This is a genomic window from Mesorhizobium sp. M2E.F.Ca.ET.209.01.1.1 (genome assembly GCF_004010375.2).
In the GTDB taxonomy this organism is placed as follows: Bacteria; Pseudomonadota; Alphaproteobacteria; order Rhizobiales; family Rhizobiaceae; genus Mesorhizobium.
Genome location: NZ_SADP02000014.1, coordinates 137,785 through 159,955, shown reverse-complemented (window position 1 = coordinate 159,955; position 22,171 = coordinate 137,785). Strand labels below are relative to the sequence as shown.

Annotated in this window: 23 protein-coding genes; 18 read left to right on the top strand and 5 right to left on the bottom strand. The window is 64.4% G+C overall.

Going from position 1 to position 22,171, the window contains the following annotated elements:
* Positions 1–37: 37 nt before the first annotated feature.
* Complete coding sequence (locus tag EN852_RS24285; protein WP_127867533.1) at positions 38–664, top strand: TadE/TadG family type IV pilus assembly protein; 627 nt, start codon at positions 38–40, stop codon at positions 662–664.
* A gap of 3 nt (positions 665–667) precedes the next feature.
* Here EN852_RS24285 and EN852_RS24280 read toward each other — a convergent pair whose 3' ends face one another.
* Entirely contained in the window at positions 668–1,564 is an 897-nt protein-coding gene (locus EN852_RS24280; protein WP_127877624.1) for a PhnD/SsuA/transferrin family substrate-binding protein, read from the bottom strand.
* Positions 1,565–1,738: 174 nt separating this feature from the next.
* On the opposite strand from EN852_RS24280, the gene EN852_RS24275 reads away from it, so the two are divergent.
* From EN852_RS24275 to EN852_RS24220, 12 genes are all read left to right on the top strand, one after another.
* Positions 1,739–2,977: a phosphopentomutase gene (locus EN852_RS24275; protein ID WP_127877622.1), complete on the top strand. Its 1,239-nt coding sequence runs from the start codon at positions 1,739–1,741 to the stop codon at positions 2,975–2,977.
* Positions 2,970–3,860 carry a bifunctional DNA-formamidopyrimidine glycosylase/DNA-(apurinic or apyrimidinic site) lyase gene (mutM, locus tag EN852_RS24270; protein ID WP_127877620.1) on the top strand — a complete coding sequence of 297 codons (891 nt, stop codon included), beginning with the start codon at positions 2,970–2,972 and terminating at the stop codon, positions 3,858–3,860. Before EN852_RS24275 ends, mutM begins: the two co-directional genes overlap by 8 nt.
* A 41-nt stretch (positions 3,861–3,901) precedes the next feature.
* Positions 3,902–4,675 (top strand): enoyl-CoA hydratase, encoded by a 774-nt coding sequence (locus EN852_RS24265; RefSeq protein WP_127877618.1) that lies wholly within the window; start codon positions 3,902–3,904, stop codon positions 4,673–4,675.
* 181 nt (positions 4,676–4,856) lie between these two features.
* Complete coding sequence (rpsT, locus tag EN852_RS24260) at positions 4,857–5,123, top strand: 30S ribosomal protein S20 (protein WP_095819340.1); 267 nt, start codon at positions 4,857–4,859, stop codon at positions 5,121–5,123.
* 843 nt (positions 5,124–5,966) lie between these two features.
* Positions 5,967–7,514 (top strand): chromosomal replication initiator protein DnaA, encoded by a 1,548-nt coding sequence (gene dnaA / locus EN852_RS24255; RefSeq protein ID WP_127867538.1) that lies wholly within the window; start codon positions 5,967–5,969, stop codon positions 7,512–7,514.
* A gap of 200 nt (positions 7,515–7,714) precedes the next feature.
* The gene (gene dnaN / locus EN852_RS24250; protein WP_095819339.1) at positions 7,715–8,833 is read left to right on the top strand and encodes a DNA polymerase III subunit beta; all 1,119 of its coding nucleotides are present in this window, start codon (positions 7,715–7,717) and stop codon (positions 8,831–8,833) included.
* Positions 8,834–8,912: 79 nt separating this feature from the next.
* Positions 8,913–10,073 (top strand): DNA replication/repair protein RecF, encoded by a 1,161-nt coding sequence (recF, locus tag EN852_RS24245; protein WP_127877616.1) that lies wholly within the window; start codon positions 8,913–8,915, stop codon positions 10,071–10,073.
* Between the two features lie 135 nt (positions 10,074–10,208).
* Entirely contained in the window at positions 10,209–10,964 is a 756-nt protein-coding gene (locus EN852_RS24240) for a molybdopterin-synthase adenylyltransferase MoeB (RefSeq protein ID WP_127877614.1), read from the top strand.
* Between the two features lie 4 nt (positions 10,965–10,968).
* Entirely contained in the window at positions 10,969–11,457 is a 489-nt protein-coding gene (locus EN852_RS24235) for a GNAT family N-acetyltransferase (protein WP_127877612.1), read from the top strand.
* Positions 11,454–12,707, top strand: a complete 1,254-nt coding sequence (locus tag EN852_RS24230) for an aconitase X catalytic domain-containing protein (protein WP_127877610.1) — start codon at positions 11,454–11,456, stop codon at positions 12,705–12,707. The genes EN852_RS24235 and EN852_RS24230 overlap by 4 nt, the downstream gene beginning before the upstream one ends.
* Complete coding sequence (locus tag EN852_RS24225; RefSeq protein WP_127877608.1) at positions 12,704–13,138, top strand: DUF126 domain-containing protein; 435 nt, start codon at positions 12,704–12,706, stop codon at positions 13,136–13,138. Before EN852_RS24230 ends, EN852_RS24225 begins: the two co-directional genes overlap by 4 nt.
* Positions 13,135–13,713, top strand: coding sequence for a GNAT family N-acetyltransferase (locus EN852_RS24220; RefSeq protein ID WP_127877606.1), 579 nt, complete (start codon positions 13,135–13,137; stop codon positions 13,711–13,713). Before EN852_RS24225 ends, EN852_RS24220 begins: the two co-directional genes overlap by 4 nt.
* A gap of 24 nt (positions 13,714–13,737) precedes the next feature.
* Here the strand turns inward: EN852_RS24220 and EN852_RS24215 are convergent, their stop codons facing one another.
* Entirely contained in the window at positions 13,738–14,739 is a 1,002-nt protein-coding gene (locus EN852_RS24215; protein ID WP_127867545.1) for a D-glycerate dehydrogenase, read from the bottom strand.
* A 269-nt stretch (positions 14,740–15,008) separates the two neighbouring features.
* Between EN852_RS24215 and EN852_RS24210 the strand changes: the two genes are divergently transcribed.
* Entirely contained in the window at positions 15,009–15,566 is a 558-nt protein-coding gene (locus tag EN852_RS24210; protein ID WP_095819378.1) for an SH3 domain-containing protein, read from the top strand.
* Between the two features lie 140 nt (positions 15,567–15,706).
* Here EN852_RS24210 and EN852_RS24205 read toward each other — a convergent pair whose 3' ends face one another.
* On the bottom strand, positions 15,707–16,093 hold the full coding sequence (locus tag EN852_RS24205; protein ID WP_127877604.1) for a DUF4260 domain-containing protein: 387 nt from the start codon (positions 16,091–16,093) through the stop codon (positions 15,707–15,709).
* 4 nt (positions 16,094–16,097) lie between these two features.
* The gene (irrA, locus tag EN852_RS24200) at positions 16,098–16,529 is read right to left on the bottom strand and encodes an iron response transcriptional regulator IrrA (RefSeq protein ID WP_127867547.1); all 432 of its coding nucleotides are present in this window, start codon (positions 16,527–16,529) and stop codon (positions 16,098–16,100) included.
* Positions 16,530–16,776: 247 nt separating this feature from the next.
* On the opposite strand from irrA, the gene fabA reads away from it, so the two are divergent.
* The 4 genes from fabA to EN852_RS24180 all read left to right on the top strand — a co-directional run bounded on the left by fabA (position 16,777) and on the right by EN852_RS24180 (position 21,107).
* A complete protein-coding gene (gene fabA / locus EN852_RS24195) occupies positions 16,777–17,292 on the top strand; it encodes a 3-hydroxyacyl-[acyl-carrier-protein] dehydratase FabA (RefSeq protein ID WP_040985924.1) in 516 nt (171 codons plus the stop codon).
* A 115-nt stretch (positions 17,293–17,407) separates the two neighbouring features.
* Entirely contained in the window at positions 17,408–18,628 is a 1,221-nt protein-coding gene (fabB, locus tag EN852_RS24190; protein ID WP_127877602.1) for a beta-ketoacyl-ACP synthase I, read from the top strand.
* 13 nt (positions 18,629–18,641) lie between these two features.
* Positions 18,642–19,451 (top strand): enoyl-ACP reductase FabI, encoded by an 810-nt coding sequence (gene fabI / locus EN852_RS24185; RefSeq protein WP_127867549.1) that lies wholly within the window; start codon positions 18,642–18,644, stop codon positions 19,449–19,451.
* Positions 19,452–19,553: 102 nt separating this feature from the next.
* A complete protein-coding gene (locus EN852_RS24180) occupies positions 19,554–21,107 on the top strand; it encodes a bifunctional diguanylate cyclase/phosphodiesterase (protein ID WP_127877600.1) in 1,554 nt (517 codons plus the stop codon).
* A 24-nt stretch (positions 21,108–21,131) separates the two neighbouring features.
* Here the strand turns inward: EN852_RS24180 and EN852_RS24175 are convergent, their stop codons facing one another.
* Positions 21,132–22,139, bottom strand: coding sequence for a class I SAM-dependent methyltransferase (locus tag EN852_RS24175; protein WP_127877598.1), 1,008 nt, complete (start codon positions 22,137–22,139; stop codon positions 21,132–21,134).
* Positions 22,140–22,171: the final 32 nt, after the last annotated feature.

Below are 22,171 nucleotides of genomic sequence, written 5' to 3'. Positions count from 1 at the left end.
GCGGGCGGCTGGGGCTTGGGCGGCTTGGAGGGATAGGATGTACCGTGCGGGGGCACATTGGGGGATTTCGGCCATCGTGGCGCGAGCGAGGCGGTTCGGCCACGATCGGCGCGGCGTCGCCGCGATCGAGTTTGCGTTCATCGCGCCGGTGCTGCTCATCATGTATTTCATCACGATGGAGGCATCGCAAGCTATCGAGACCAGCAAGAAGGTCAGCCGCATCGGCAGCATGGTGGCCGACCTCGTCACGCAGCAGCAGACGGTCGTGAAGGCGAACCTCGAAGCGATCATGCAGATCGGCAGCACAACGCTTCTGCCTTACAACCGCTCGCAGCCGTCGATCATCATCACCGCGATCCAGATCACGGACGAGGCAACACCGAGGGTGCTGGTGGCATGGTCGCGCAAGCTGGTGGGCAACACCTACAGCGCCGACGCGACCCCGAACACGATCACCACGGTGCCGACGAACTTGAAAATCCGCAACACCTTCCTGATCCGCGTCGAGAGCGACCTTGGCTATACGCCGGTGATCTCGTGGGACGCGAACAACGCCCAGCAGAGATCGGCCGGATTGTTGTCGACCTTCAGCCACATAAACATGAGCGAGACCTATTATCTCAGGCCTCGCCGGAGTCCGACCATTCCTTGCAGCGACTGCTGATCGTCACTCCCGGCCATCGGATGCCTGCCGCAAGATGGCCGTCGCCATGGCGTAATCCTTGGACATCGCCGGCACGAAGCCACCGGAATGCGCCCTCTCCAGCAGGTCGTACACATCAGGCGTCTGCGATTTGAGATTGGTCAGGAAGACCGTCAGCCGGCGTTTCGCCTCGGAATCGAGATCGCTGCGGACTGCGTGCGGCCCGTAGCGCAACAGGTCGGAGGTCCATAACACCCTAAGCGATGCCCCGGGGATGCCGGCAGCCTCCAGCCGCTCGAGCGTGCCGCCGGAATGGATGGATTGACCGTCGGCATCGGCCGGCTCCCATCCGAACAGGCCATCCGCATCGCCGCCGCTCAACATCGTCTCGGCCGCCGTGGCCGACGCGGCGCGTGCCAGGAACGGCGAATCCTGGGCGATCTTGACCCCTGCGGCGGAAAGGGCAGCCAGCGGCAGCAGCGCGCCGCCGACATTATCGGCCGGCGCAATCGCGATCCGATGCGAAGCCATGGCGGCAAGATCCTGCAGCCTGCCGTCGCGCGTCACCAGGACGGAACGGATGCCGACGGCGCCGTCGGCGTCGACCGGCGCCACCAGTGGTTCGACACAGCCGCAGCGCTCCGAGGCCGTGGCATAGGCGAGCGCCGAATAGACCGCGTATTGCACGCGCCCGCTCGCTTGCGCCTCGATCAGCGCCGCATAGTCACGCGCAACGACGAACTCGACCTTCATGCCGAGCGCATTGGCGTAGGCTTCCTTCAGACGCGCGAGCCCGGGGACGGTGTAGCCACCGCCCGGCTCGGCAACGATGCCGATGCGGAACGTGCCGATGTCGTCACGCCAGTCGGCGTGTGCCGGCCATGCGGCGGCGCCGGACGCCAGGAGAGCGGCTGCGCACATTTTCGCGGCCTGCCTTGCCGCGGTTTTGCCGCGCCTCGCCATGCTTGCTTTGCTCCCGCCATATCCACGCCTCGTCGCAACTATGGCGCGAAGCGGTTGCGGTTTGGTTTCCGATTTGCCAACGCCGCCAGGGAACCTTATGTCTGGCGACCAGGACTGACAACAAAGACACCCATGGCGCGCGCGTTCCTGTTCGTTCTCGATTCTTTCGGCATCGGCGGCGCGGCCGACGCCGAACGCTATGGCGATGCCGGCGCCGACACGTTCGGGCACATCTTCAAGGCCTGCGCCGAAGGCCGCGCCGATCGGGAGGGTCTGCGCAAAGGACCGCTCGCCGTGCCCAACATGATGTCGCTCGGGCTTGGCCGGGCGGCGCAAACCGCGACGGGGCTCAGAACCGGCATCGATGCGCCGCCGGTCGCCTCGGTCTTCCACGGCGCCGCCCAGGAGGTGTCGAGCGGCAAGGACACGCCGTCGGGCCATTGGGAGATCGCAGGCCTGCCCGTGCGCTTCGACTGGGGTTACTTTCCTGATACCATGCCGGCCTTCCCGGCCGAGCTGACCGAGGCGATCATCCGCGAGGGCAAGGTGCCGGGCATCCTCGGCAATTGCCATGCGCCGGGAACCGAGATCATCGAGCGCTTCGGCGAGGAGCATATCCGCACCGGCAGGCCGATCTGTTACACCTCGGTGGATTCCGTGTTGCAGATCGCCGCGCATGAAACGCATTTCGGCCTGGAGAGGCTTTATGAGCTTTGCCTCACGGTGCGCCGGCTCGTCGATCCGCTCAAGATCGGGCGCGTGATCGCGCGGCCTTTCGTGGGCGAGACGCCTGCCACGTTCCAGCGCACCCACAACCGCCGCGACTATGCGGTGCCTCCGCCGGAGGAGACCCTGCTCGACCGGCTGACGGAGCGCGGCAGCAAGGTCATCGCGGTCGGCAAGATCGGCGATATCTTCGCCCATCGCGGCATTTCGGACGTGCGCAAGGCCGGCGGCAACATGGCGATGTTCGACAAGGCGCTCAGCGCCATGGACGATGCTGGCGAAGGCGACTTGGTCTTCGCCAATTTCGTCGATTTCGACACCGAGTTCGGCCATCGGCGCGATGTCGCCGGCTATGCGGCCGCGCTCGAAGCCTTCGACCGCCGGCTGCCCGAGGCGCTGTCGCGCCTGAGGCCGGGCGACCTTCTCATCCTCACAGCCGATCACGGCAACGACCCTACCTGGCGCGGCACCGACCATACGCGTGAGCGCGTTCCGGTGATCGGCATCGGGCCGGGGCTGAAAGGCGGCGACATCGGGCTCAGGCCGACCTTCGCCGATATCGGCGAAACCGTTGCGGATCACCTTGGCCTGGCAGCCGGCCGCCATGGAACATCCTTCCTCGCAACGATAGGCGGCCATGCCTGAGCTGCCCGAAGTCGAGACAGTCCGGCGCGGACTGCAGCCGGTCCTGGAGGGGGCGCGGCTGGTCAGGGTCGAAGCGCGCAGGCCGGACCTTCGCTTTCCTTTTCCCGAACGCTTTTCGCAGCGGCTTACCGGCAAGACCGTGACGGCGCTTGGCCGGCGCGCCAAATATCTGACGATGCATATCGAGGATGGTCCGGTGCTGATCTGCCACCTCGGCATGTCGGGGTCATTCCGGGTCGAAACCGCCGGGGGCGGCGACATCCCCGGCTCGTTCCATCACGAGCGCTCGAAAAGTGCGGCGCACGACCATGTCGTGTTCGACGTCGTCTCGCAAAAGGGCGTGCGATCCAGCGTCATCTTCAACGACCCGCGCCGCTTCGGCTTCATGCTGTTTGCCGAAGGCGCGCCGGACACGCATCCGATGCTGGCCGGACTGGGCGTCGAGCCGACCGGCAACGCGCTCGACGGTCCCCTGCTCGCCTCACTGCTCAAGGATCGTAGATCGCCGCTCAAGGCGGCGCTGCTCGATCAGCGGCTGATCGCCGGACTTGGCAATATATATGTGGCGGAGGCCCTGTGGCGCGCCGGCCTGTCGCCGTTGCGCGAAGCTGGTACCATTGCCGGGTCGGCCAAGAAGGCGAAAGAGCAAAGCGGGCGCCTCGCGGAGGCGATCCGCGCGGTCATCGCCGACGCGATCGCCGCCGGCGGCTCCTCGCTGCGCGACTATGTGCAGGCCGATGGATCCCTCGGCTATTTCCAGCATTCCTTCGCGGTCTATGATCGCGAGGGAGAGCCATGTCCGAAACCGGGCTGCCGCGGCCATATCGAGCGCATCGTGCAGAGCGGCCGCTCGACCTTCTATTGCCGGACCTGTCAGCGGTGAGCTAGACCGGTCTCTCCAAGAGAAGCGAGGAGACGTACGCCATGACCTATGAAACCATTCTCGTGGAAACACGCGGCAAGGTCGGGCTGATCACGCTGAACCGGCCCAAGGCGCTCAATGCGCTGAATTCGCAGGTCCTTGCGGAGGTGGTGGCGGCGGCGGGCGCGTTCAACGCCGATGCGGTGATCGGCGCGATGGTGCTCACCGGCTCGGAAAAGGCGTTCGCTGCCGGCGCCGACATCAAGGAAATGCAGGCGATCTCCTTCGCCGACGCCTACACGCAGGATTTCTTCGTCGGCTGGGAGGAATTCACGCGCACGCGCAAGCCCATCGTCGCGGCGGTCGCGGGCTATGCGCTCGGCGGCGGCTGCGAATTGGCCATGATGTGCGACTTCATCATCGCCGGCGACAACGCCAAGTTCGGCCAGCCCGAAATCACGCTCGGCGTCATGCCGGGCATGGGGGGCTCGCAGCGGCTGACGCGCTTCGTCGGCAAGTCGAAGGCGATGGACATGTGCCTGACCGGGCGCATGATGGATGCGGCCGAGGCCGAGCGCTGCGGACTGGTGTCGCGGGTGGTCCCGGTCGCCGAACTGCTCGACGAAGCGTTGAAGACGGCGGCGAAGATCGCCGAGTTCTCGCTGCCGTCGGTCATGATGACCAAGGAAGCCGTCAACCGCGCCTACGAAACGACGCTGGCCGAGGGGCTGCGCTTCGAGCGCCGTCTGTTCCATTCGCTGTTTGCGCTCGACGACCAGAAGGAAGGCATGGCTGCGTTCGTCGAGAAGCGGAAACCCAATTTCACCAATCGCTGAGCCATGGCACGGCGCGATTCTGAGCGACACGTTATGAAGCCCGAAAAACACGGCAAAGCGGCGTTGACGCGCCGAAAAAGCTGAACTATAAGCCGCACCAACCGAGGCGGCCCGTGGCTGCCCGTTTGTTTTTTGCGCCCTGCGACATCGCTGGCGCTCACCAGATCAGAAGAGAGGCATCATGGCCAACACTTCCTCGGCCAAAAAGGCTACGCGCAAGATCGCCCGCCGCGCTGCGGTCAACAAGAACCGTCGCTCGCGCGTACGCAGCTATGTCCGCAAGGTCGAAGAGGCGCTGGCCGCCGGCGACAAGGCCGCCGCGGTCGAAGCGTTCAAGGCAGCGGAGCCGGAATTGATGCGCGCCGCCACCAAGGGCGTCGTTCACAAGAACACGGCTTCCCGCAAGGTTTCGCGGCTGGCCCAGCGGGTCAAGACGCTGTCGGCCTGACCGACTCCTCTTTCACTCCGTCGATATTGAACCCGGCCGTACAGGCCGGGTTTTTTCGTTTGCCGGCAAGTACTTAAAAAGTTCGCCCGGAAGCTGCACTTGTGAGGCGATTCAAATGCCGGTAATGTTTTGCCGGCATATACAGCGCCGCTTATATCTGCGCGCCCCCGCTGCGGCAGCTGCCCAAATTCCCCTGTCAGAAATTCGGCATTTTTTTCAAAGACTTACAGACGGTCATCCACAGCTTGTTCAACGCGCGGTCGGACGGCGGGGGAGAAGTAGCTGTCAAGAGAATTATTTCAGAATATTTCGTTTCGGGCGGCCTTTTTCATATTCGCCGGAAAAGGGTTTGAATCACAATGGCTTTGTCAAAACGTGCCGTGGCGGCATCCGAATTCAAGCCCCTTCCGGTAACCAGATTCGTTAAAAAACCGTTAGACGTGGCCTTGCCCTATCCACAGCGATTTCGGTAATGTCCATCCATCGAAGGGATGGGCACTAAGCCCCTGACCCAGCCTGAATCGGCCAGCACAAAATGGCAGAATTCATGACGTGGAGCAATTCCGCGCGTGGCTTGGTTTGTCTCTTCGGTGGCGGTAGGGGACTGGCGTAATTGTACATTGGCAGTCGATGTCTCGCCGGCGTTTTCGCCGGAGGGTGGCGTATTGCCTTGTCTTTGTCGAAAGCCGGCGCGCGGAGCCGGCGGCTGGTCCCTTGCGCGAGTTGCGATGACCGTTTGCCGGCGGCGGCAGCGGCAGCGCAGCGAATGAGGTCGTCGGACCAAGGATGCAGGAGGCGCATCCCCGGCGGGAAAAGGGTACGAGAAGACAAGGAACTTTGATCATGCAGGGCGGCATCGAGAGGGAGATAGCGGGCGAGCTCCCATTTTCAGCAACTTTTGTCGGAGGGGACGACGTGGCGGCATCCAACGACGCGGAACAGAAGTTCGAGCGGGTCAAGGCCCAGCTGAAGGCGCGTCTCGGGGCCGAGGTCTATTCGAGCTGGTTTGGTCGCATGAAGGTCGCCGAGGCCTCCCGCGGCATTATCCGCATCTCGGTGCCAACCGCCTTCCTGCGGTCATGGATCAACGGCCACTATCTCGAGCTTATCGCGGAGCTGTGGCGGCACGAGGATCCCGACGTCCTCAAGATCGAGATCGTCGTGCGCACCGCGACGCGCCAGGGGCGCAACCATGTCGAGCCGGAAATCGTGCCGGCCCGCAAGATGACCAGGCAGACGCACACCGCGCTCGCCAACGGCACCGCGAGCGCCGGACGCGTGGAACAACGGGCGCCGGCGCCCCGTCAGGGCGCGTCCGTGGAACCGGAGTTCCGCCACAATGTGCTGGGATCGCCGCTCGACCCGCGCTACACATTCGCCTCCTTCATCGAGGGACCGTCCAACCGGGTGGCCTTCGCGGCGGCGAGAGCCGTGGCGGAATCGCAGTCGAGCGCGGTGCGTTTCAACCCGCTTTTCCTGCATGCCACCGTCGGGCTCGGCAAGACGCACCTCTTGCAGGCGATCGCGGCGGAATCGCTGCGGCACAATCCGAAGTCGCGCGTCGTCTATCTGACGGCGGAGTATTTCATGTGGCGCTTCGCCACGGCGATCCGCGACAACAACGCGCTGACGCTGAAAGAGCAGCTGCGCGACATCGATCTGCTGATCATCGACGACATGCAGTTCCTGCAAGGCAAATCGATCCAGCACGAGTTCTGCCACCTCATCAACATGCTGCTCGACAGCGCCAAGCAGGTGGTGGTGGCGGCCGACCGGCCGCCGTCGGAACTGGAATCGCTGGAACCGCGCGTGCGTTCGCGCCTCAATGGCGGCGTGGCGCTGGAAATGTCGGCGCCGGATTTCGCCATGCGGCTCGGCATGCTGAAGCTGCGCCGCGCCACCGCCAAGACCGATGACACCTCGCTCGACATCTCGGACGAGATCCTGGAGCATGTCGCCCGTACGGTCACCGGCAGCGGGCGCGAGCTCGAAGGCGCCTTCAACCAGCTTCTGTTTCGCCAGTCCTTCGAGCCGCAGATCACGATCGACCGCATCGACGAGATTCTCGGCCACATCTACCGCTCGGGCGAGCCGAAGCGGGTGCGCATCGAGGACATCCAGCGCATCGTGGCGCGCCACTACAACGTGTCGAAGACGGAGCTTCTGTCCAACCGGCGCACGCGCACCATCGTCAAGCCGCGACAGGTGGCGATGTATCTGTCGAAAGTTATGACGCCGCGCTCGCTGCCGGAGATCGGGCGGCGTTTCGGCGGCCGCGACCACACGACCGTGCTGCATGCCGTGCGCAAGATCGAGGATCTCTCGGGCGGCGACAACACGCTGGCGCAGGAGCTCGAACTGCTCAGAAGGCTGATCAACGACCAGGCCTGAGGCAATGCGAAAATGGCCGGCGACCCACATCGCCGGCTTTATCCCCAGAAAGCCCGCGCAACCGGCCGGAACCGGTGCCGCGGGCTTGCGTTCGCAGGCTTTTTACTGTCAGCTTACAGAGATTCTGAAAGCCTTTCAGGGCTTTCGCGGGATGCCGCCTGACGGTGACCCGTTCATTCATTGAAGCGAGCCTGTTCGTCATGCGTGTTATCCTGGAACGGTCAAATCTCCTGAAGTCCCTCAACCACGTCCACCGCGTGGTCGAGCGGCGCAACACCATCCCGATCCTCTCCAACGTGCTGCTCAGCGCCGAGGGCGCGAGCCTCGAGATGAAGGCGACCGACCTCGACCTCGAGGTGACGGAGGCGACACCCGCCAAGGTCGAGCGTGGCGGCGCGACGACGGTGCCGGCGCATCTGCTCTACGACATCGTGCGCAAGCTTTCCGATGGCGCAGAGGTGATGCTGAAGACGGACGAGGACGGCAACGCGATGACCGTCACCTCGGGACGTTCGAGCTTCCGCCTGCAGTGCCTGCCGCAATCCGACTTCCCGGAGCTTTCTGCCGGCTCGTTCTCGCATATCTTCCGGCTGGAATCGGCGGCGCTGAAGGGGCTGATCGACAAGACCCAGTTCGCCATCTCGACGGAGGAAACGCGCTACTACCTGAACGGCATCTACCTGCACGCCGTTGAGGTCGGCGGCAAGCTGAAGCTGCGCTCGGTCGCCACCGACGGACACCGCCTGGCGCGCGCCGAGATCGACGCGCCGGCCGGTTCGGAAGGCATGCCGGGCATCATCATTCCGCGCAAGACAGTGAGCGAGCTGCAGAAGCTGGTCGACGACCCCGATGTCGCGGTGACGACGGAACTGTCGGACACCAAGATCCGCTTCACCATCGGCAGCGTCGTTTTGACGTCGAAGCTGATCGACGGCACCTTCCCCGATTATCAGCGCGTGATCCCGACCGGCAACGACAAAAAGCTGATCATCGATCGCCAGAGCTTCGCCGCCGCGGTGGACCGCGTTTCGACCATTTCCTCCGAACGCGGCCGGGCCGTAAAACTGTCGATCAATGACGGCCAGCTCACGCTCGCGGTCAACAATCCGGATTCGGGCAGCGCCACCGAGGAACTGGCGGCTGACTATTCGTCGGACCCGATCGAGATCGGCTTCAACGCCAAGTACCTGCTCGACGTCGCGGCCCAACTCACCGGTTCGGAAGCCAAGTTCATGCTGGCGGATGCCGGCTCGCCGACGCTGATCCACGACATGGCCGACGAAACCGCGCTCTACGTGCTGATGCCGATGCGGGTCTAGGTCTCTTGTCGGCGCAATTCCGGACGGAAACCCGCCGTGCACTTTCCTGGAATTGCTCTAGCGGACCTGATGTGTCGCCGTGACCGCGGATGCGAAACAGCTTCAGCAGCAAAGCTATATAAGTAAGTTAACGCTTACTAATTTCCGCAACTATGCGGCGCTTTCGCTTGAACTTGCGCCCGGCGCGGTGGTGCTGTCGGGGGACAATGGCGCCGGCAAGACCAATCTCCTGGAAGCGATCTCGTTCCTGACGCCGGGCCGGGGCCTGCGCCGCGCGCCCTATGCGGATGTGGCGCGCGAAGGCGGCGATGGCGGCTTCGCCCTGCATGCGCGCATCGAGGGACCGGAAGGACAGGTCGAGATCGGAACCGGCATTTCCGGCGGCGACGCCGCCGGCGAAGGCGGCAGGAAGGTGCGGATCAACGGCGCGCCGGCGCGATCGGCCGAGGACATGCTGGAATGGCTCAGGGTCGTCTGGCTGACGCCGGCCATGGACGGGCTGTTTCCCGGGCCGGCGGCGGACCGCCGCCGCTTCCTCGACCGGTTGGTGCTGGCGATCGATCCAGGCCATGGCCAGCGCGCGCTCGACTATGAGAAGGCCATGCGCGGCCGTAACCGCTTGCTTACCGAAGGCTCGCGGGACGGCGCCTGGTTCGACGCGATCGAGACGCAGATGGCCGAAACCGGCGTGGCCATCGCCGCGGCGCGAGCCGAGCTGGTGCGGCTGCTTGCGGCCATGATCGACAGATTGCCCGGCAGCGGGCCGTTTCCGCAGGCCGATATCAGCCTCGCCGGGGACCTGGAAAGCGCGCTCGGCGATGCAGCCGCCGTCGATGTCGAGGAACGCTATCGCGCGGCGCTTGCCAATGGCCGTGAACGCGACCGCGCCGCCGGCCGCACGCTGGACGGCCCGCACCGCTCCGACCTGGTGGTGCGGCACCGGCCCAAGTCGATGCCGGCGGAACTTTGCTCGACCGGCGAGCAGAAGGCGCTGCTGGTCGGCATCGTGCTGTCGCATGCCAGGCTGACCGGCGAGATGTCGGGGCTGACGCCGATCCTTCTCCTGGACGAGATCGCCGCGCATCTCGACGCAGGCCGGCGCGCGGCATTGTTCTCCATCCTAGAAGAACTGAACTGTCAGGCCTTCATGACGGGCACGGATGCGGCCTTGTTTTCGAGCCTTGCCGGCCGGGCGCAATTCCTCACGGTCGATCATGGCAGCGTCGGGCCGACCGGCTAGCTGGTGAAGCTATTTCGGCATTGCGCCACAAGGCCTTGCCTTGCGTCACGCCAAACCCTTGCCTCGTCATTGTGGACCACAAGGCTTTGCCTTGCGCTTACTGACAGGGCTCTGCGCTAGCGATAAAGTCCAGCCATGACCGATGCCGCCCTGACCGACGAAGAACTCGAACGCTATGCCCGCCACATTGTGCTGCCTGAGATCGGCGGGCCGGGGCAGCAGAGGCTGAAACGGGCGCGGGTGCTGGTGATCGGCGCCGGCGGGCTCGGCGCGCCGGTGCTCGAATATCTCGCCGCAGCCGGTGTCGGCACGCTCGGCATCGTCGATGACGACACGGTTTCCCTGTCCAACCTGCAGCGGCAGGTGATCCATAGCAGCGACATGATCGGCCTGGCCAAGACCGACAGCGCAGCAGCAGCGATCATGCGCATCAACCCTAACGTCACGGTGGAAGCGCACCGCCTGAGGCTGACGGAAGAGAACGCCCCTGCCCTCGTTGCGCGCTACGATGTCGTTGTCGACGGCTCCGACAATTTCGAGACGCGCTACGCGGTCGCCGATGCCTGCGCCAGCGAGAAGAAGCCCCTCGTCACCGCCGCCGTCGGCCGTTTCGACGGCTCGGTGACGGTACTGAAGCCGTTCGAGACAGGCGCCGACGGCAAGCGCAATCCGAGCTATCGCGACCTGTTCCCGGAAGCCCCGCCCGAAGGACTGGTGCCCTCCTGCGCCGTTGCCGGCATCGTCGGGGCGCTGACGGGCGTCATCGGCGCGCTGGAGGCGATGGAGGCGATCAAGCTGATCACCGGCATAGGCGAGCCGCTGATCGGCAGGCTGCTGCTCTATGACGGGCTCACGGCCCGCTTCGACACCATCCGCTACAAGGCCGTCTGAGCGCATGGACCAGACCGTCGGCATCTCCATAGTCGGGCTTCAGGCGGATTTCGACCGATGGGGCGACTTGCTCGCGCTGATCCGCCGCGCCTTTGCCTATATGGACGGCGTTATCGATCCGCCCTCCTCGGCGCATCTTCTGAGCGCCGACAGCCTTGCCGAGAAAGCGAAAAAGGAGACAGGGTTTCTGGCCGTCGAGAACGACCGCATCGTCGGCTGCGTTTTCGCGCTGGAGCGGGCGCGGGATTTCTATGTCGGCAAGCTCGCGGTCGAGCCAGAATTCCAGGGTCAAGGCGTCGGAGCCAGGCTGATGCAAGCGGTGGAGGATCTTGCCCGCGAACGGGACAAGGATGCGATCGAGCTCCAGACCCGCATCGAGCTGACCGCAAACCACGCGGCCTTCGCCCGGCTCGGCTTTCGCGAGACCGGGCGCACGGCGCATCAGGGCTATGACAGGCCGACCTCCATCACCATGCGCAAGGTGCTGTCTTGAGTCTCGCACTCAGCCCGCAAGAACAGGCGATCGCCGCCGGCCAGGACGGCGCGGGCATGGCGATGCGCATCGTCGCCGAAAGCGCACGGCTGCTCGGCGCGCCGCGGCTGATCCCGATCGCTTCCACCCATATCGACGGCGCGCTCTATCATGGCGACTCCGGGACGCTGTTCGCCGAGAGGCTGGTCGAAGGCGGCGCGAAGGTCGCGGTGCGCTCGACGCTCAATGTCGGAGCGCTCGACCTGATGGGCTGCTCGCGCATTCGTCTCGAGGAGCCGCAGCGCGGCATGGCGCGGCGGATGATGGAGGCCTATCGCAAGCTCGGCTGCGAGCAGAGCTGGACTTGCGCGCCCTATCAGGCCGGACACAGGCCCGCACTCGGCAGCGACGTGGCCTGGGGCGAGTCCAACGCGGTTGTCTTCTGCAATTCTGTGCTGGGCGCGCGCACCAACCGCTATGGCGATTTTCTCGACATTGCCTGCGCCATCACCGGACGCGCCCCGGATTACGGGCTGCACCGGCCCGAGAATCGCCGGGCGAGGCTCATTTTCGATGTCTCGGGCCTGTCGCCTTCCTTCCTTGCCTCGGAGATCGCCTGGCCTGTCCTGGGCAGCCTCTACGGCCGCGAGGTCGGCAACGCGATCGGTGTCGTCACCGGCGTGGCCGGTCATCCCGGTGAGGACGCGCTGAAAGCCTTCGGCGCTGCGGCCGCATCGTCCGGCGCGGTCGGCCTGTTCCACATTGCCGGCGTCACGCCCGAAGCTCCCGACGTCGCAACCATCCTGGCCGGGCCGGAACCGGAGGCGGTGATCCGCGTGACGCCCGACATGGCGGCGAAGGCGCGCGCCGGCTTGTCCACCGCGGCGGCGGCCAGGACGATCGATGCGGTGGCGATCGGCAGCCCGCATCTGTCGCACGCCGAATTCGACGGCCTGGAGCGGCTGATCGCGGGACGGCGGCTAGCCGTGCCGATCTATGCCTGCACCGGCCGTCACGCGCTTGCCTTGCTGGAAAAGGACGGCCGACGCAAAAGGCTCGAGGCCAGCGGCGTGGTCATCGTCGCCGACACATGCGTGGTGGTGACGCCGATCATGCCCGACATCGGCAACGGCGTGCTGATGACCAATTCGGGCAAGTTCGCGCATTACGCGCCGGGCAACACCGGCTATGCGGTGCTCTACGCCTCGCTCGCCGACTGCGTCGAAAGCGCGGTCCTCGGCAGGCCGGTCTTCACGGATGTCACCGCATGAGCGCCGCCGCCGAAATCCTTGTGCCGGGCACGGCGGGCGAAGGCGAAGCGCTGGTGCTGACGGCGCCGATCAGTTTTTGGGGCGGCGTCGACCCGAAGACGGGCCGCATCGCCGATGTCCGCCACCCGCAGCATGGCGAAGTCATTGCCGGCAAAGTGCTGTTCCTGCCGGGCACGATCGGCTCGTCATCGGCCTCGGCGGTGCTGATGGAGCTCGTCCACAACGGACGCGCGCCGGCCGCACTCGTCCTGCACGAGCCGGACGCCATCCTGCTGCTCGGCCTGATCGTCGCCCGGGAGATGAGCTGGCATACGCCGATCGCGGTGCGGCTTGAACGCGATCAATTCGACAGTTTTCGAGGCGGCCAAGTCGCCGTCGGCGCCGACGGCTCGATCTTGCGGCGTCTTGGTATTTTGGATGGGCCGCCATGAGCATTCTCATTCGCCCGGCGGCAAGGAACGACGCGTTGCACGTCGCAGCGATCGTCGACATCGCCGGGCACGGTATCGATCTCGACAGCTGGATCAGGTACAGCGGTCAAGACCATGCAGTGCTGGAGGCGGCCCGTCGGGCTGCATCCGCCGATGCGAACGCGCCCTATCATTTCTCCAAGTCCTGGCTGGTCGAGGTCGATGGGACGATAGGCGGCGGATTGGTCGGAGAGCTGCTTGCAAATAACGAGGGCTACGCGGCAGAGATCTCGCCGGCCCTGATGCCTCTGGTCACGCTGGAAACAAGACTGATCGGCTACTGGTCCATCCTCGCGATTGCCACCTATCCCGAGTTCCGCGGCAAGGGCTTGGCAACGCGGCTGCTTGCTCATGCCGGCGAACTCGCCAGCTCAGCCGGAGCGAAAGGCCTGTGCCTGACCGTTGAAGACTCCAATTTTGCAGCGATTTCCGTCTATCAAAGGCTCGGTTTCGTCGCGGCCGACAAACTTCCCTGGATAGCTTATGGCGGCAGGAGCGGTCCACGCGAATGGATCATGATGAAGCGGGACTTCTGAAGCCGTCCGTGACTGACTTGTAACTCAGGTCCTCAACGGCAAAACCCGATCCGGCGGGCGATGGCCGTCGAAGAAGGCGCGGATGTTGATGATCACCTTCTCGCCCATGTCGATGCGGCCCTCGAGCGTGGCCGAGCCCATATGCGGCAGAAGCACCACCTTGCCCTTGGCGGCAAGCTTCAACAACTTGCTGTTCAGCGCCGGCTCGTGCTCATAGACGTCGAGGCCGGCGCCGGCGATCTTGCCGTCATGGATCAGCTTGATCAGCGCTTCCTCGTCGATGATATCGCCGCGCGCGGTGTTGACGAGGTAAGCCGAAGGCTGCATCAGCGCCAGCCGGCGGCCGGACAAAAGGTGGAACGTCGCCGGCGTCGAGGGACAATTGACCGAGATGATGTCCATGCGGGCCAGCATCTGGTCGAGGCTTTCCCAATAGGTTGCCTCCAGCTCCTCCTCGACCGCCGGCAGCACGCGGTGCCGGTTGTGGTAGTGGATCGACAGGCCGAAGGCCTTGGCCCGCCTGGCGACGGCCGTGCCGATGCGGCCCATGCCGACAATGCCGAGACGCTTGCCCCAGATGCGCCGGCCGAGCATCCAGGTCGGCGACCAGCCGGCCCATTTCTTCTCCCCGGTCAGCACATTGGCGCCTTCGGCAAGCCGGCGCGGCACGGCGAGCATCAGCGCCATGGTCATGTCGGCGGTGTCTTCGGTGAGCACGTTCGGCGTGTTGGTGACGGTGATGCCTTTCTTGGCCGCCGCCGCGACGTCGATCTTGTCGACGCCGTTGCCGAAATTGGCGATCAGCTTCAGGTTTTCGCCGGCCTGGGCGATCAGCGCCGCGTCGATGTGATCGGTGATGGTGGGAACCAGCACGTCGGCTTCCTTGACCGCCGCCACCAGCTCAGGCTGGGTCATCGGCCGGTCCTCGACATTCAGCCTTGCGTCGAACAGCTCGCGCATGCGGGTCTCGACAGGGTCGGGCAGCTTGCGCGTGATGACGACGAGGGGCCGTTTTTTGCCTGCCATTTTATCCCCGAAGCTTCCTAGATCAGGATGACGTTTCCTTGAATCGTCATCCTGATCCTACTCTTTTTTGGAGCATGATCTGTTCCGAAAACCGGTTCCCAATTTTCGGGATCCTGCTCTCGAAACCGATCTCGTTGAGACCTCTTTAACCAAGACCGGCGAAACTTGTAGCCAGTCGCGGCATCAGCCCACTCCTGTAACAAGCGGTGCCGCCGAAGACAAAGAAAAAGGGGCGCTCATCCGACGGACCGGCGCCGAAAGGAACGAAAGTGTCTGGTTTCGCGTCGCTTCGCCTGGCCTTCAGCGCAGCCATCCTTGGCGCCCTCCTTTGCGCGCCGCAGGCATTCGCGCAAAGCGCGGCCGCGCCGGCGCAAACCATAACGCTTGGTCCGAGCGGCCTGCCGCTGCCGCGCTTCGTCAGCCTGAAACCGGCCCGCGTCAATTCGCGCGTCGGCCCCGGCGCCAATTATTCCGTCAACTGGATGTACATGAAGGCCGGGCTGCCGATGGAAGTCATCCAGGAATTCGACACCTGGCGCCGCGTGCGCGATGCAGATGGATCGGAGGGCTGGATCAACCAGTCGCTGCTTTCCGGCCGGCGCACCGCCATCGTCGCGCCCTGGCAGCGTGGCAAGGGCGGGCAGGTGAACCTGCTCGACGAACCCGACAAGGATGCCGGCGTCATCGCCATCATCGAGCCGGGCGTGATCGGCTCGATCAAGAAATGCGACGGCCAATGGTGCGAGATGACCTTTGACGGCCACACCGGCTGGATGGCCCAGTCGCAGGTATGGGGCGCCTATCCCGGCGAGAAGTTCAAGAACTAGGCTGTGTCGATATTCAGGTGAGGCCGGCCTGCGAATGGCGGCTTCCTGCGCTTCCGGTGCTCACGTACTTTAAGTACGCGCCGCTCCGGTTCTCGGAACCCACCATTCTCGGCTCAGCCTGACCTGAATCTCGAAACGCCTCAGCCGGTCGCGCCGCTGCGGTCGCGGCCGATGCGGCCGAGATGCGTATCTTGAAAACCGGTGGGCAGCTTGAGGCCGTAGCCGAGGGCCCGGTCGATCGCGATATGCGCTATCCAGATAAGCGCCACCGCGGTCGTGAGCCGGCCGGCGAGCAATGCGCCCGCGAGCAGAAGGACCAGCGGGGCAATCAGGATATGCAAAGCGTTGTAGGTGACGGCGCCGACGCGCGGCCCGGCGAGGTAGCCCAGCATCGACAGGTCCGGCGCCAGGATAAGCAGCGCAAACAGCCACCAGGAAAAGCCGGCCAGCGCGTAGCAAGCGACGGCCAAGGCGGCGACGGTGACCCACTCAAACCGGACGATCAGGTCGACGGGCCGCGTCGCCACGGGATCAGTCACCGCGCTTCGGGCGAAGCCTCACGACGATGTCGACATTGGCGATCTCCATGCCCTCCGGCGGTGCCGGCAGGTTGGAGACGGTGACCGGCCCGCTTTCGATGTCGAAAATCCGGTTCTCGCCCTCGACGTAGAAGTGATGATGGTCGGAGGTGTTGGTGTCGAAATAGGTTTTCGAGCCTTCGACCGCCAAGATGCGCAAAAGGCCGGCCTCAGTGAACTGATGGAGCGCGTTATAGACCGTCGCCAAAGAAACCGGCACGCCGGCGGCGATCGCCTCTTCGTGCAGTTCCTCGGCCGAAAGGTGGCGGTCGCCCTTGGCGAAAAGCAGATCGGCCAGCGCAATGCGCTGGCGCGTCGGCCTCAGGCCGGCTTCGCGAACCCGCTTGTCCACAGCCACATTGTCCTTCCGGTAGCCCGAATCCATCTCTTCGCTTCGACGCTTGTTGCCCAGCCCATCAACAGGTCCAGAGTGGCAAAAAGACGTCAAAAGCCAAAACCGGACATCAGTCGACATATATTCTGTAGTCCGAATGCGATCAATAGCGCGCATTGACCCGGGCAGGCGCACGGGTTAAGCGCAAACGCCGGTTTCCGGCCGCAAACAGAGTGTGTTAGGAAACCAACGACAAGGGCGCCCTGCCGCCCGCGAAGAACACGGGGACGGAAATTTGATGGCGGATCAAAAGTCCAGCTACGATTACGAGGAACTGCTCGCCTGCGCCCGCGGCGACCTGTTCGGGCCGGGCAACGCCCAGCTGCCCTACCCACCTATGCTGATGTTCGACCGCATCACCGAGATCAGCGAGACCGGCGGCGCTTTCGACAAGGGCTTCATCCGCGCCGAATTCGACATCAAGCCGGACCTGTGGTTCTTCGCCTGCCACTTCATCGGCAATCCGATCATGCCGGGCTGCCTCGGCCTCGACGCCATGTGGCAGTTGACCGGTTTCTATCTCGGCTGGCTGGGCGAACCCGGCAAGGGCATGGCGCTCTCGACCGGCGAGGTGAAGTTCAAGGGCATGGTGACGCCGTCGGTGAAGAAGGTCGAGTACGGCGTCGACTTCAAGCGCGTGATGCGCGGCCGGCTGGTGCTCGGCATCGCCGACGGCTGGCTTAAGGCGGATGGCGAACCCATATATGCCGCCACGGATCTGAAGGTCGGCTTGTCCAAGCAGTCGGCCGCCTGACCGTTTTCGCCACGGCGTCCGCGTACCCAATGGGCGCCACGTCAGTTTATTTGCGTATGATCACAGGTGAAAACCGGCTAGGTTTTTCGCCCGGATACGCCGGAAGGAGTTGCGAATGAGACGGGTCGTAGTGACAGGGCTCGGCATTGTGTCGTCGATCGGCAACAATGCCAACGAGGTGCAGAGCTCGCTTTACGATGCCAAATCCGGCATCAGCTTTTCCAATTCCTTCGCCGAGCACGGCTTCCGCTGCCAGGTCTGGGGCGCGCCGACGCTCGATCCCACACCGATGATCGACCGCCGCGCCATGCGCTTCCTGAGCCAGGGCGCGGCCTGGAACCACGTCGCCATGGACCAGGCGATCGCCGATGCCGGCTTAGGCGAAAGCGATATCACCAATGAGCGTACGGGCATCGTGATGGGGTCCGGCGGCCCCTCGACCCGGACCATCGTCGAAGCGGCCGAAACCACGATCAAGAACAACAGCCCCAAGCGCATCGGTCCATTCGCCGTGCCGAAGGCGATGTCGTCGACGGCATCGGCCACCCTGGCCACATGGTTCAAGATCCATGGCGTCAACTATTCGATCTCATCGGCCTGCTCGACCTCGGCGCATTGCATCGGCAATGCCTATGAGCTGATCCAGTGGGGCAAGCAGGACGTGATGTTCGCCGGCGGCCACGAAGACCTCGACTGGACGATGTCGGACCTGTTCGACGCCATGGGCGCCATGTCCTCGAAGTTCAACGACAAGGCATCGGCCGCTTCGCGCGCCTATGACGTCAACCGCGACGGTTTCGTCATCGCCGGCGGCGCCGGCGTGCTGGTGCTGGAGGAATTGGAGCACGCCAAGGCGCGCGGCGCCAAGATCTATGCCGAGATCGTCGGCTATGGCGCGACGTCCGACGGCTACGACATGGTCGCTCCGTCCGGAGAAGGCGCCATCCGCTGCATGCGGCAGGCGCTTACCACCGTCTCGACCCCGGTCGACTACATCAACACCCACGGCACCTCGACGCCGGTCGGCGATTCCAAGGAAATGGGCGCCATCCGCGAGGTGTTCGGCGACAAGATGCCCTACATCACCTCGACCAAGTCGCTCACCGGCCATTCGCTGGGCGCGGCCGGCGTGCAGGAATCGATCTATTCCATCCTGATGATGCAGGGCGGCTTCATCGGCGAGAGCGCCCATATCGACGAGCTCGATCCGGAATTCGAGGGCATGCCGATCGTGCGCAAGCGTATCGACAACGCCAAGATCGACACCGTTTTGTCCAATTCCTTCGGTTTCGGTGGCACCAACGCAACGCTGATTTTCCAGCGCTATTCCGCATAAGGATCTGCCGCATATGGAAGGCTTGATGAAGGGCAAGCGCGGGCTTGTCATGGGGGTCGCCAACGATCACTCGATCGCCTGGGGCATCGCCAGGAAATTGTCCGAGCACGGGGCGGAGCTGGCCTTCACCTACCAGGGCGACGCCTTCGGGCGGCGGGTCAAGCCGCTTGCCGAGAAGCTCGGCGCTTCGCTCGTCGTGCCATGCGATGTCGAGGACAGCGCCTCGGTCACCGCGACCTTCGAGACCCTCGGCAAGGCCTGGGGCGGGCTGGACTTCGTCGTGCACGCCATCGGCTTTTCCGACAAGAACGAGCTCAAGGGCCTCTACGCGGACACCAGCCGCGACAATTTCGTGCGCACCATGGTGATCTCCTGCTATTCCTTCACCGAGGTCGCCCGCAATGCCGCCCCGCTGATGGGCAATGGCGGCTCGATGATCACGCTCACCTATGCCGGGTCGGTGCGAGTGATGCCGAACTACAATGTCATGGGCGTCGCCAAGGCCGGGCTCGAGGCCAGCGTGCGCTATCTTGCCAATGACTATGGGCCGCGCGGCATCAGGGTGAACGGCATCTCGGCCGGGCCGGTGCGCACGCTGGCCGGCTCGGGCGTTTCCGACGCCCGCCATATGTTCTCCTATCAGCAGCGCAATTCGCCCCTGCGGCGCACCGTGACCCTCGACGAAGTCGGCGGCTCGGCGCTTTACCTGCTCTCCGATCTTTCGTCGGGTGTTACCGGCGAGATCCATTATGTGGATTCCGGTTATCACATCGTTTCGATGCCATCGCTGGAGGAGCTGAAGCAGAACGACGGCCGCGAATAGTTCGCTAAGGCAAAGAGTATTTTCCAGTAAAATTGATTGCATCGGCGGAAACTCATTTTAAGGAGATATCCGCTATAAGGCCCCTTAATCCAGGGACCTTGCATGTCTGCAGTCAGTAACCCGAAGCGAACACCGCTGTTCCGGCTGATCACCATCGCCAGCTCCGGCATGGGCAGTTTCATCCTCGGATTGTGGGGGCTGCGGTTCGGCTTCGGCGACGGCATGGCCGGCATGCCGGCCGAGACGATGATAGGCGCCATCGCCGCGCTGTGCGCGCTTGCCGCCGGCGGTGCGGCGATGTCGTTCTTCGCCGGCGTCGATGAATCGGTGGCCTATGTCGTCAAGGAAACCCATTTCGACAAGCTGACCGGACTTTTGTCGCGCCAGGCCATGGTCGGCAAGATAGCCGATGCCGCCTCGGAGACGATCCGGACCGGCGAGCCGGTGTTCCTGATCGACATCGATATCGACCGCTTCAAGCAGATCAACGATGCCATCGGCTACAGCCATGGCGACGATCTTGTCCGCGCCTTCACCAGCAGGCTGAAGGAGAGCATGCCGAAGGATGCGGTGATCGGGCGGATCGGCGCCGGCGAGTTCGGCGTGCTGCTGCCGGACCGCGACATCAATGGTTCGATCGAGCGGCTCATCGAGAAGCTCATCAACGAGATGATGGAACCCTATCAGTTGCAGAGCCACCTGCAGTCGGTCAGCCTGTCGGTCGGCATCGTGGCGATGCCGAAGGACGGCGTCGACCCGGTTCAGGTCCTGCGCCGCTCGAACCTGGCGCTTCAGAATGCGCGGGCCAGCGGCGTCGGCAACTGGTCTGTCTTCCACGCCGACATGGGCCGCGTGGCCGACTATCGGCAATGGATCGAATCGGAGCTGAAGACCGCTTTCGACCGCGGCGACTTCAGCCTCCACTACCAGCCGCAGCTCAATCTGCCGAGTGGTCGTGTCGTCGGCTACGAGGCACTGATCCGCTGGAAGCACCCGGAACGCGGCATGATCCCGCCGATGGAGTTCATTCCGATCGCCGAGGAAACCGGCATGATCAACCCGATCGGCGAATGGGTGCTGCGGAAGGCCTGCAGCGATGCCAAGCATCTGCCGCAGGACTGCTTCGTCGCCGTCAACATCTCGCCGGTCCAGTTCATGACCAGGGACTTCGTCGGCATCGTGCGCGAGGTGATGGAATCGACCGGCATAAAGCCGTCGCGGCTGGAGCTCGAGGTCACCGAGACGGCGATGATGCAGGATCGCGACCGCGCCGCCGCGATCCTGAAGCAGCTTGCCGAGATGGGGATTTCGGTGGCCGTCGACGATTTCGGCACCGGCTATTCCAATTTGAGCTACCTGATCGACTTCTCCTTCGGCAAGCTGAAGATCGACCGCTCCTTCGTCAGCCGCATCGACACCGATTCCAGTTCCGGCGCGATCGTCTCGACCATTGTCGGCCTGTCGCGGGCACTGGGCGTCGGCATCATCGCCGAAGGCGTGGAGACCGAGAACCAGGCCACGCTGCTCAGGGCAGCCGGCTGTGAGGTGGTCCAGGGCTATCTGTTCGGCCGGCCGGCGCCGCTCACGGTCGAGCTCGGCGAAGCGCGGCCTGCTTTCGGCGCCCGCGAGCCGGCACGCATCGTCAGCCTGCAGTAAACCGCCACGCAACAGGCAGGCATTTCAACGGCGTGCCGAAAACACCTTGAACATGCCGTCGCGGGCAATCTCGGCATGGCTGGCAAAAGCCGCGGACAGCACCTGTTCGTAAGGAAGCTGGCGGTTGGCGACCATGAACAGGCGGCCGCCCGGCTTCAGCGCCTTCGACGCCGCGCGGATGATGCCGGCGCCGATACCGGGCTCCGCCGCGCGGCCGCTGTGGAACGGCGGGTTCATGACGATCGCGTCGTAACGCCGCTCGACCGCTTCGGTGAGAAGATCGATCCAGAAAAAGCGGGGCTCGATGTCGCCATGGACATTCAGCCTGGCTGCCTCCAGGGCTTCGAAATCCGCTTCGTAGAGATCGAGCGCGGTGAGGCTCCGCGAGCGCCGCAGGATCTCCGCCGCCAGATAACCCCAGCCCGCGCAGAAATCAGCGACATTGCCTTTGAGATCATCAGGCAGGCTCGCAACGAGCAGTTTCGACCCGGCATCGACCCGATCGAAGGAGAACATGCCAGGCGCGGTTTTGAAACCGCCTTCAACAACAAGGTTGGGGTTGCCGGCGCGCAGCGTCGCGGCTGCTTCCGTGCCGGCCCGCCGGAACCAGAAGGCAACGCCGTGATGCTTCGGCAGGTGGCCTTCGAGCGGCGCCAGCGCATTGATCCGCTTGCGCAGGCTGTCGATGCCGTCATCCTTGCCTCCCGCGACAGCGATCAGCCCGCCTGGCGCGACACGCTCGAGTGCTTCGGCGATGCGCAACTCATTCTGGCCGCGATGGCGGCCCGCAAGCACCAGCGCCATATCGAAGCCGGAACCTTCGACGCGCGGCGTGACCGTGTAACCGGACGCCTGCAAGGCGCGAAAATGCGGCCGGAAGCCCTGCACGAGATGCAGCGCCGCGTCGAAGCCGACAGGCAAGGGGAAGCCCGGCTCGGCGCCGAGAAAAAGAACGCGGGCATCCTTTCGCGGCAGAGGCAGCGCCTCGGCCTCGAACGGATAGAGCAGCGTCTTCAGCGGCTCGGCGGCCATTCATCCACCCTCGAAACAAAACGGGCGCGACC

Excerpts from the sequence above, each read along its gene's own strand:
- EN852_RS24240 (WP_127877614.1), top strand. The coding sequence starts at position 10,209 with ATGACCGATGCCGCCCTGACCGACGAAGAACTCGAACGCTATGCCCGC.
- EN852_RS24175 (WP_127877598.1), bottom strand. The coding sequence starts at position 22,139 with ATGGCCGCCGAGCCGCTGAAGACGCTGCTCTATCCGTTCGAGGCCGAG.
- fabI (WP_127867549.1), top strand. The coding sequence starts at position 18,642 with ATGGAAGGCTTGATGAAGGGCAAGCGCGGGCTTGTCATGGGGGTCGCC.
- EN852_RS24225 (WP_127877608.1), top strand. The coding sequence starts at position 12,704 with ATGAGCGCCGCCGCCGAAATCCTTGTGCCGGGCACGGCGGGCGAAGGC.
- dnaN (WP_095819339.1), top strand. The coding sequence starts at position 7,715 with ATGCGTGTTATCCTGGAACGGTCAAATCTCCTGAAGTCCCTCAACCAC.
- fabB (WP_127877602.1), top strand. The coding sequence starts at position 17,408 with ATGAGACGGGTCGTAGTGACAGGGCTCGGCATTGTGTCGTCGATCGGC.
- EN852_RS24235 (WP_127877612.1), top strand. The coding sequence starts at position 10,969 with ATGGACCAGACCGTCGGCATCTCCATAGTCGGGCTTCAGGCGGATTTC.
- EN852_RS24285 (WP_127867533.1), top strand. The coding sequence starts at position 38 with ATGTACCGTGCGGGGGCACATTGGGGGATTTCGGCCATCGTGGCGCGA.
- EN852_RS24275 (WP_127877622.1), top strand. The coding sequence starts at position 1,739 with ATGGCGCGCGCGTTCCTGTTCGTTCTCGATTCTTTCGGCATCGGCGGC.
- EN852_RS24180 (WP_127877600.1), top strand. The coding sequence starts at position 19,554 with ATGTCTGCAGTCAGTAACCCGAAGCGAACACCGCTGTTCCGGCTGATC.
- dnaA (WP_127867538.1), top strand. The coding sequence starts at position 5,967 with ATGCAGGGCGGCATCGAGAGGGAGATAGCGGGCGAGCTCCCATTTTCA.
- EN852_RS24265 (WP_127877618.1), top strand. The coding sequence starts at position 3,902 with ATGACCTATGAAACCATTCTCGTGGAAACACGCGGCAAGGTCGGGCTG.
- mutM (WP_127877620.1), top strand. The coding sequence starts at position 2,970 with ATGCCTGAGCTGCCCGAAGTCGAGACAGTCCGGCGCGGACTGCAGCCG.
- fabA (WP_040985924.1), top strand. The coding sequence starts at position 16,777 with ATGGCGGATCAAAAGTCCAGCTACGATTACGAGGAACTGCTCGCCTGC.
- EN852_RS24215 (WP_127867545.1), bottom strand. The coding sequence starts at position 14,739 with ATGGCAGGCAAAAAACGGCCCCTCGTCGTCATCACGCGCAAGCTGCCC.
- EN852_RS24220 (WP_127877606.1), top strand. The coding sequence starts at position 13,135 with ATGAGCATTCTCATTCGCCCGGCGGCAAGGAACGACGCGTTGCACGTC.
- rpsT (WP_095819340.1), top strand. The coding sequence starts at position 4,857 with ATGGCCAACACTTCCTCGGCCAAAAAGGCTACGCGCAAGATCGCCCGC.
- EN852_RS24280 (WP_127877624.1), bottom strand. The coding sequence starts at position 1,564 with ATGTGCGCAGCCGCTCTCCTGGCGTCCGGCGCCGCCGCATGGCCGGCA.
- irrA (WP_127867547.1), bottom strand. The coding sequence starts at position 16,529 with ATGGATTCGGGCTACCGGAAGGACAATGTGGCTGTGGACAAGCGGGTT.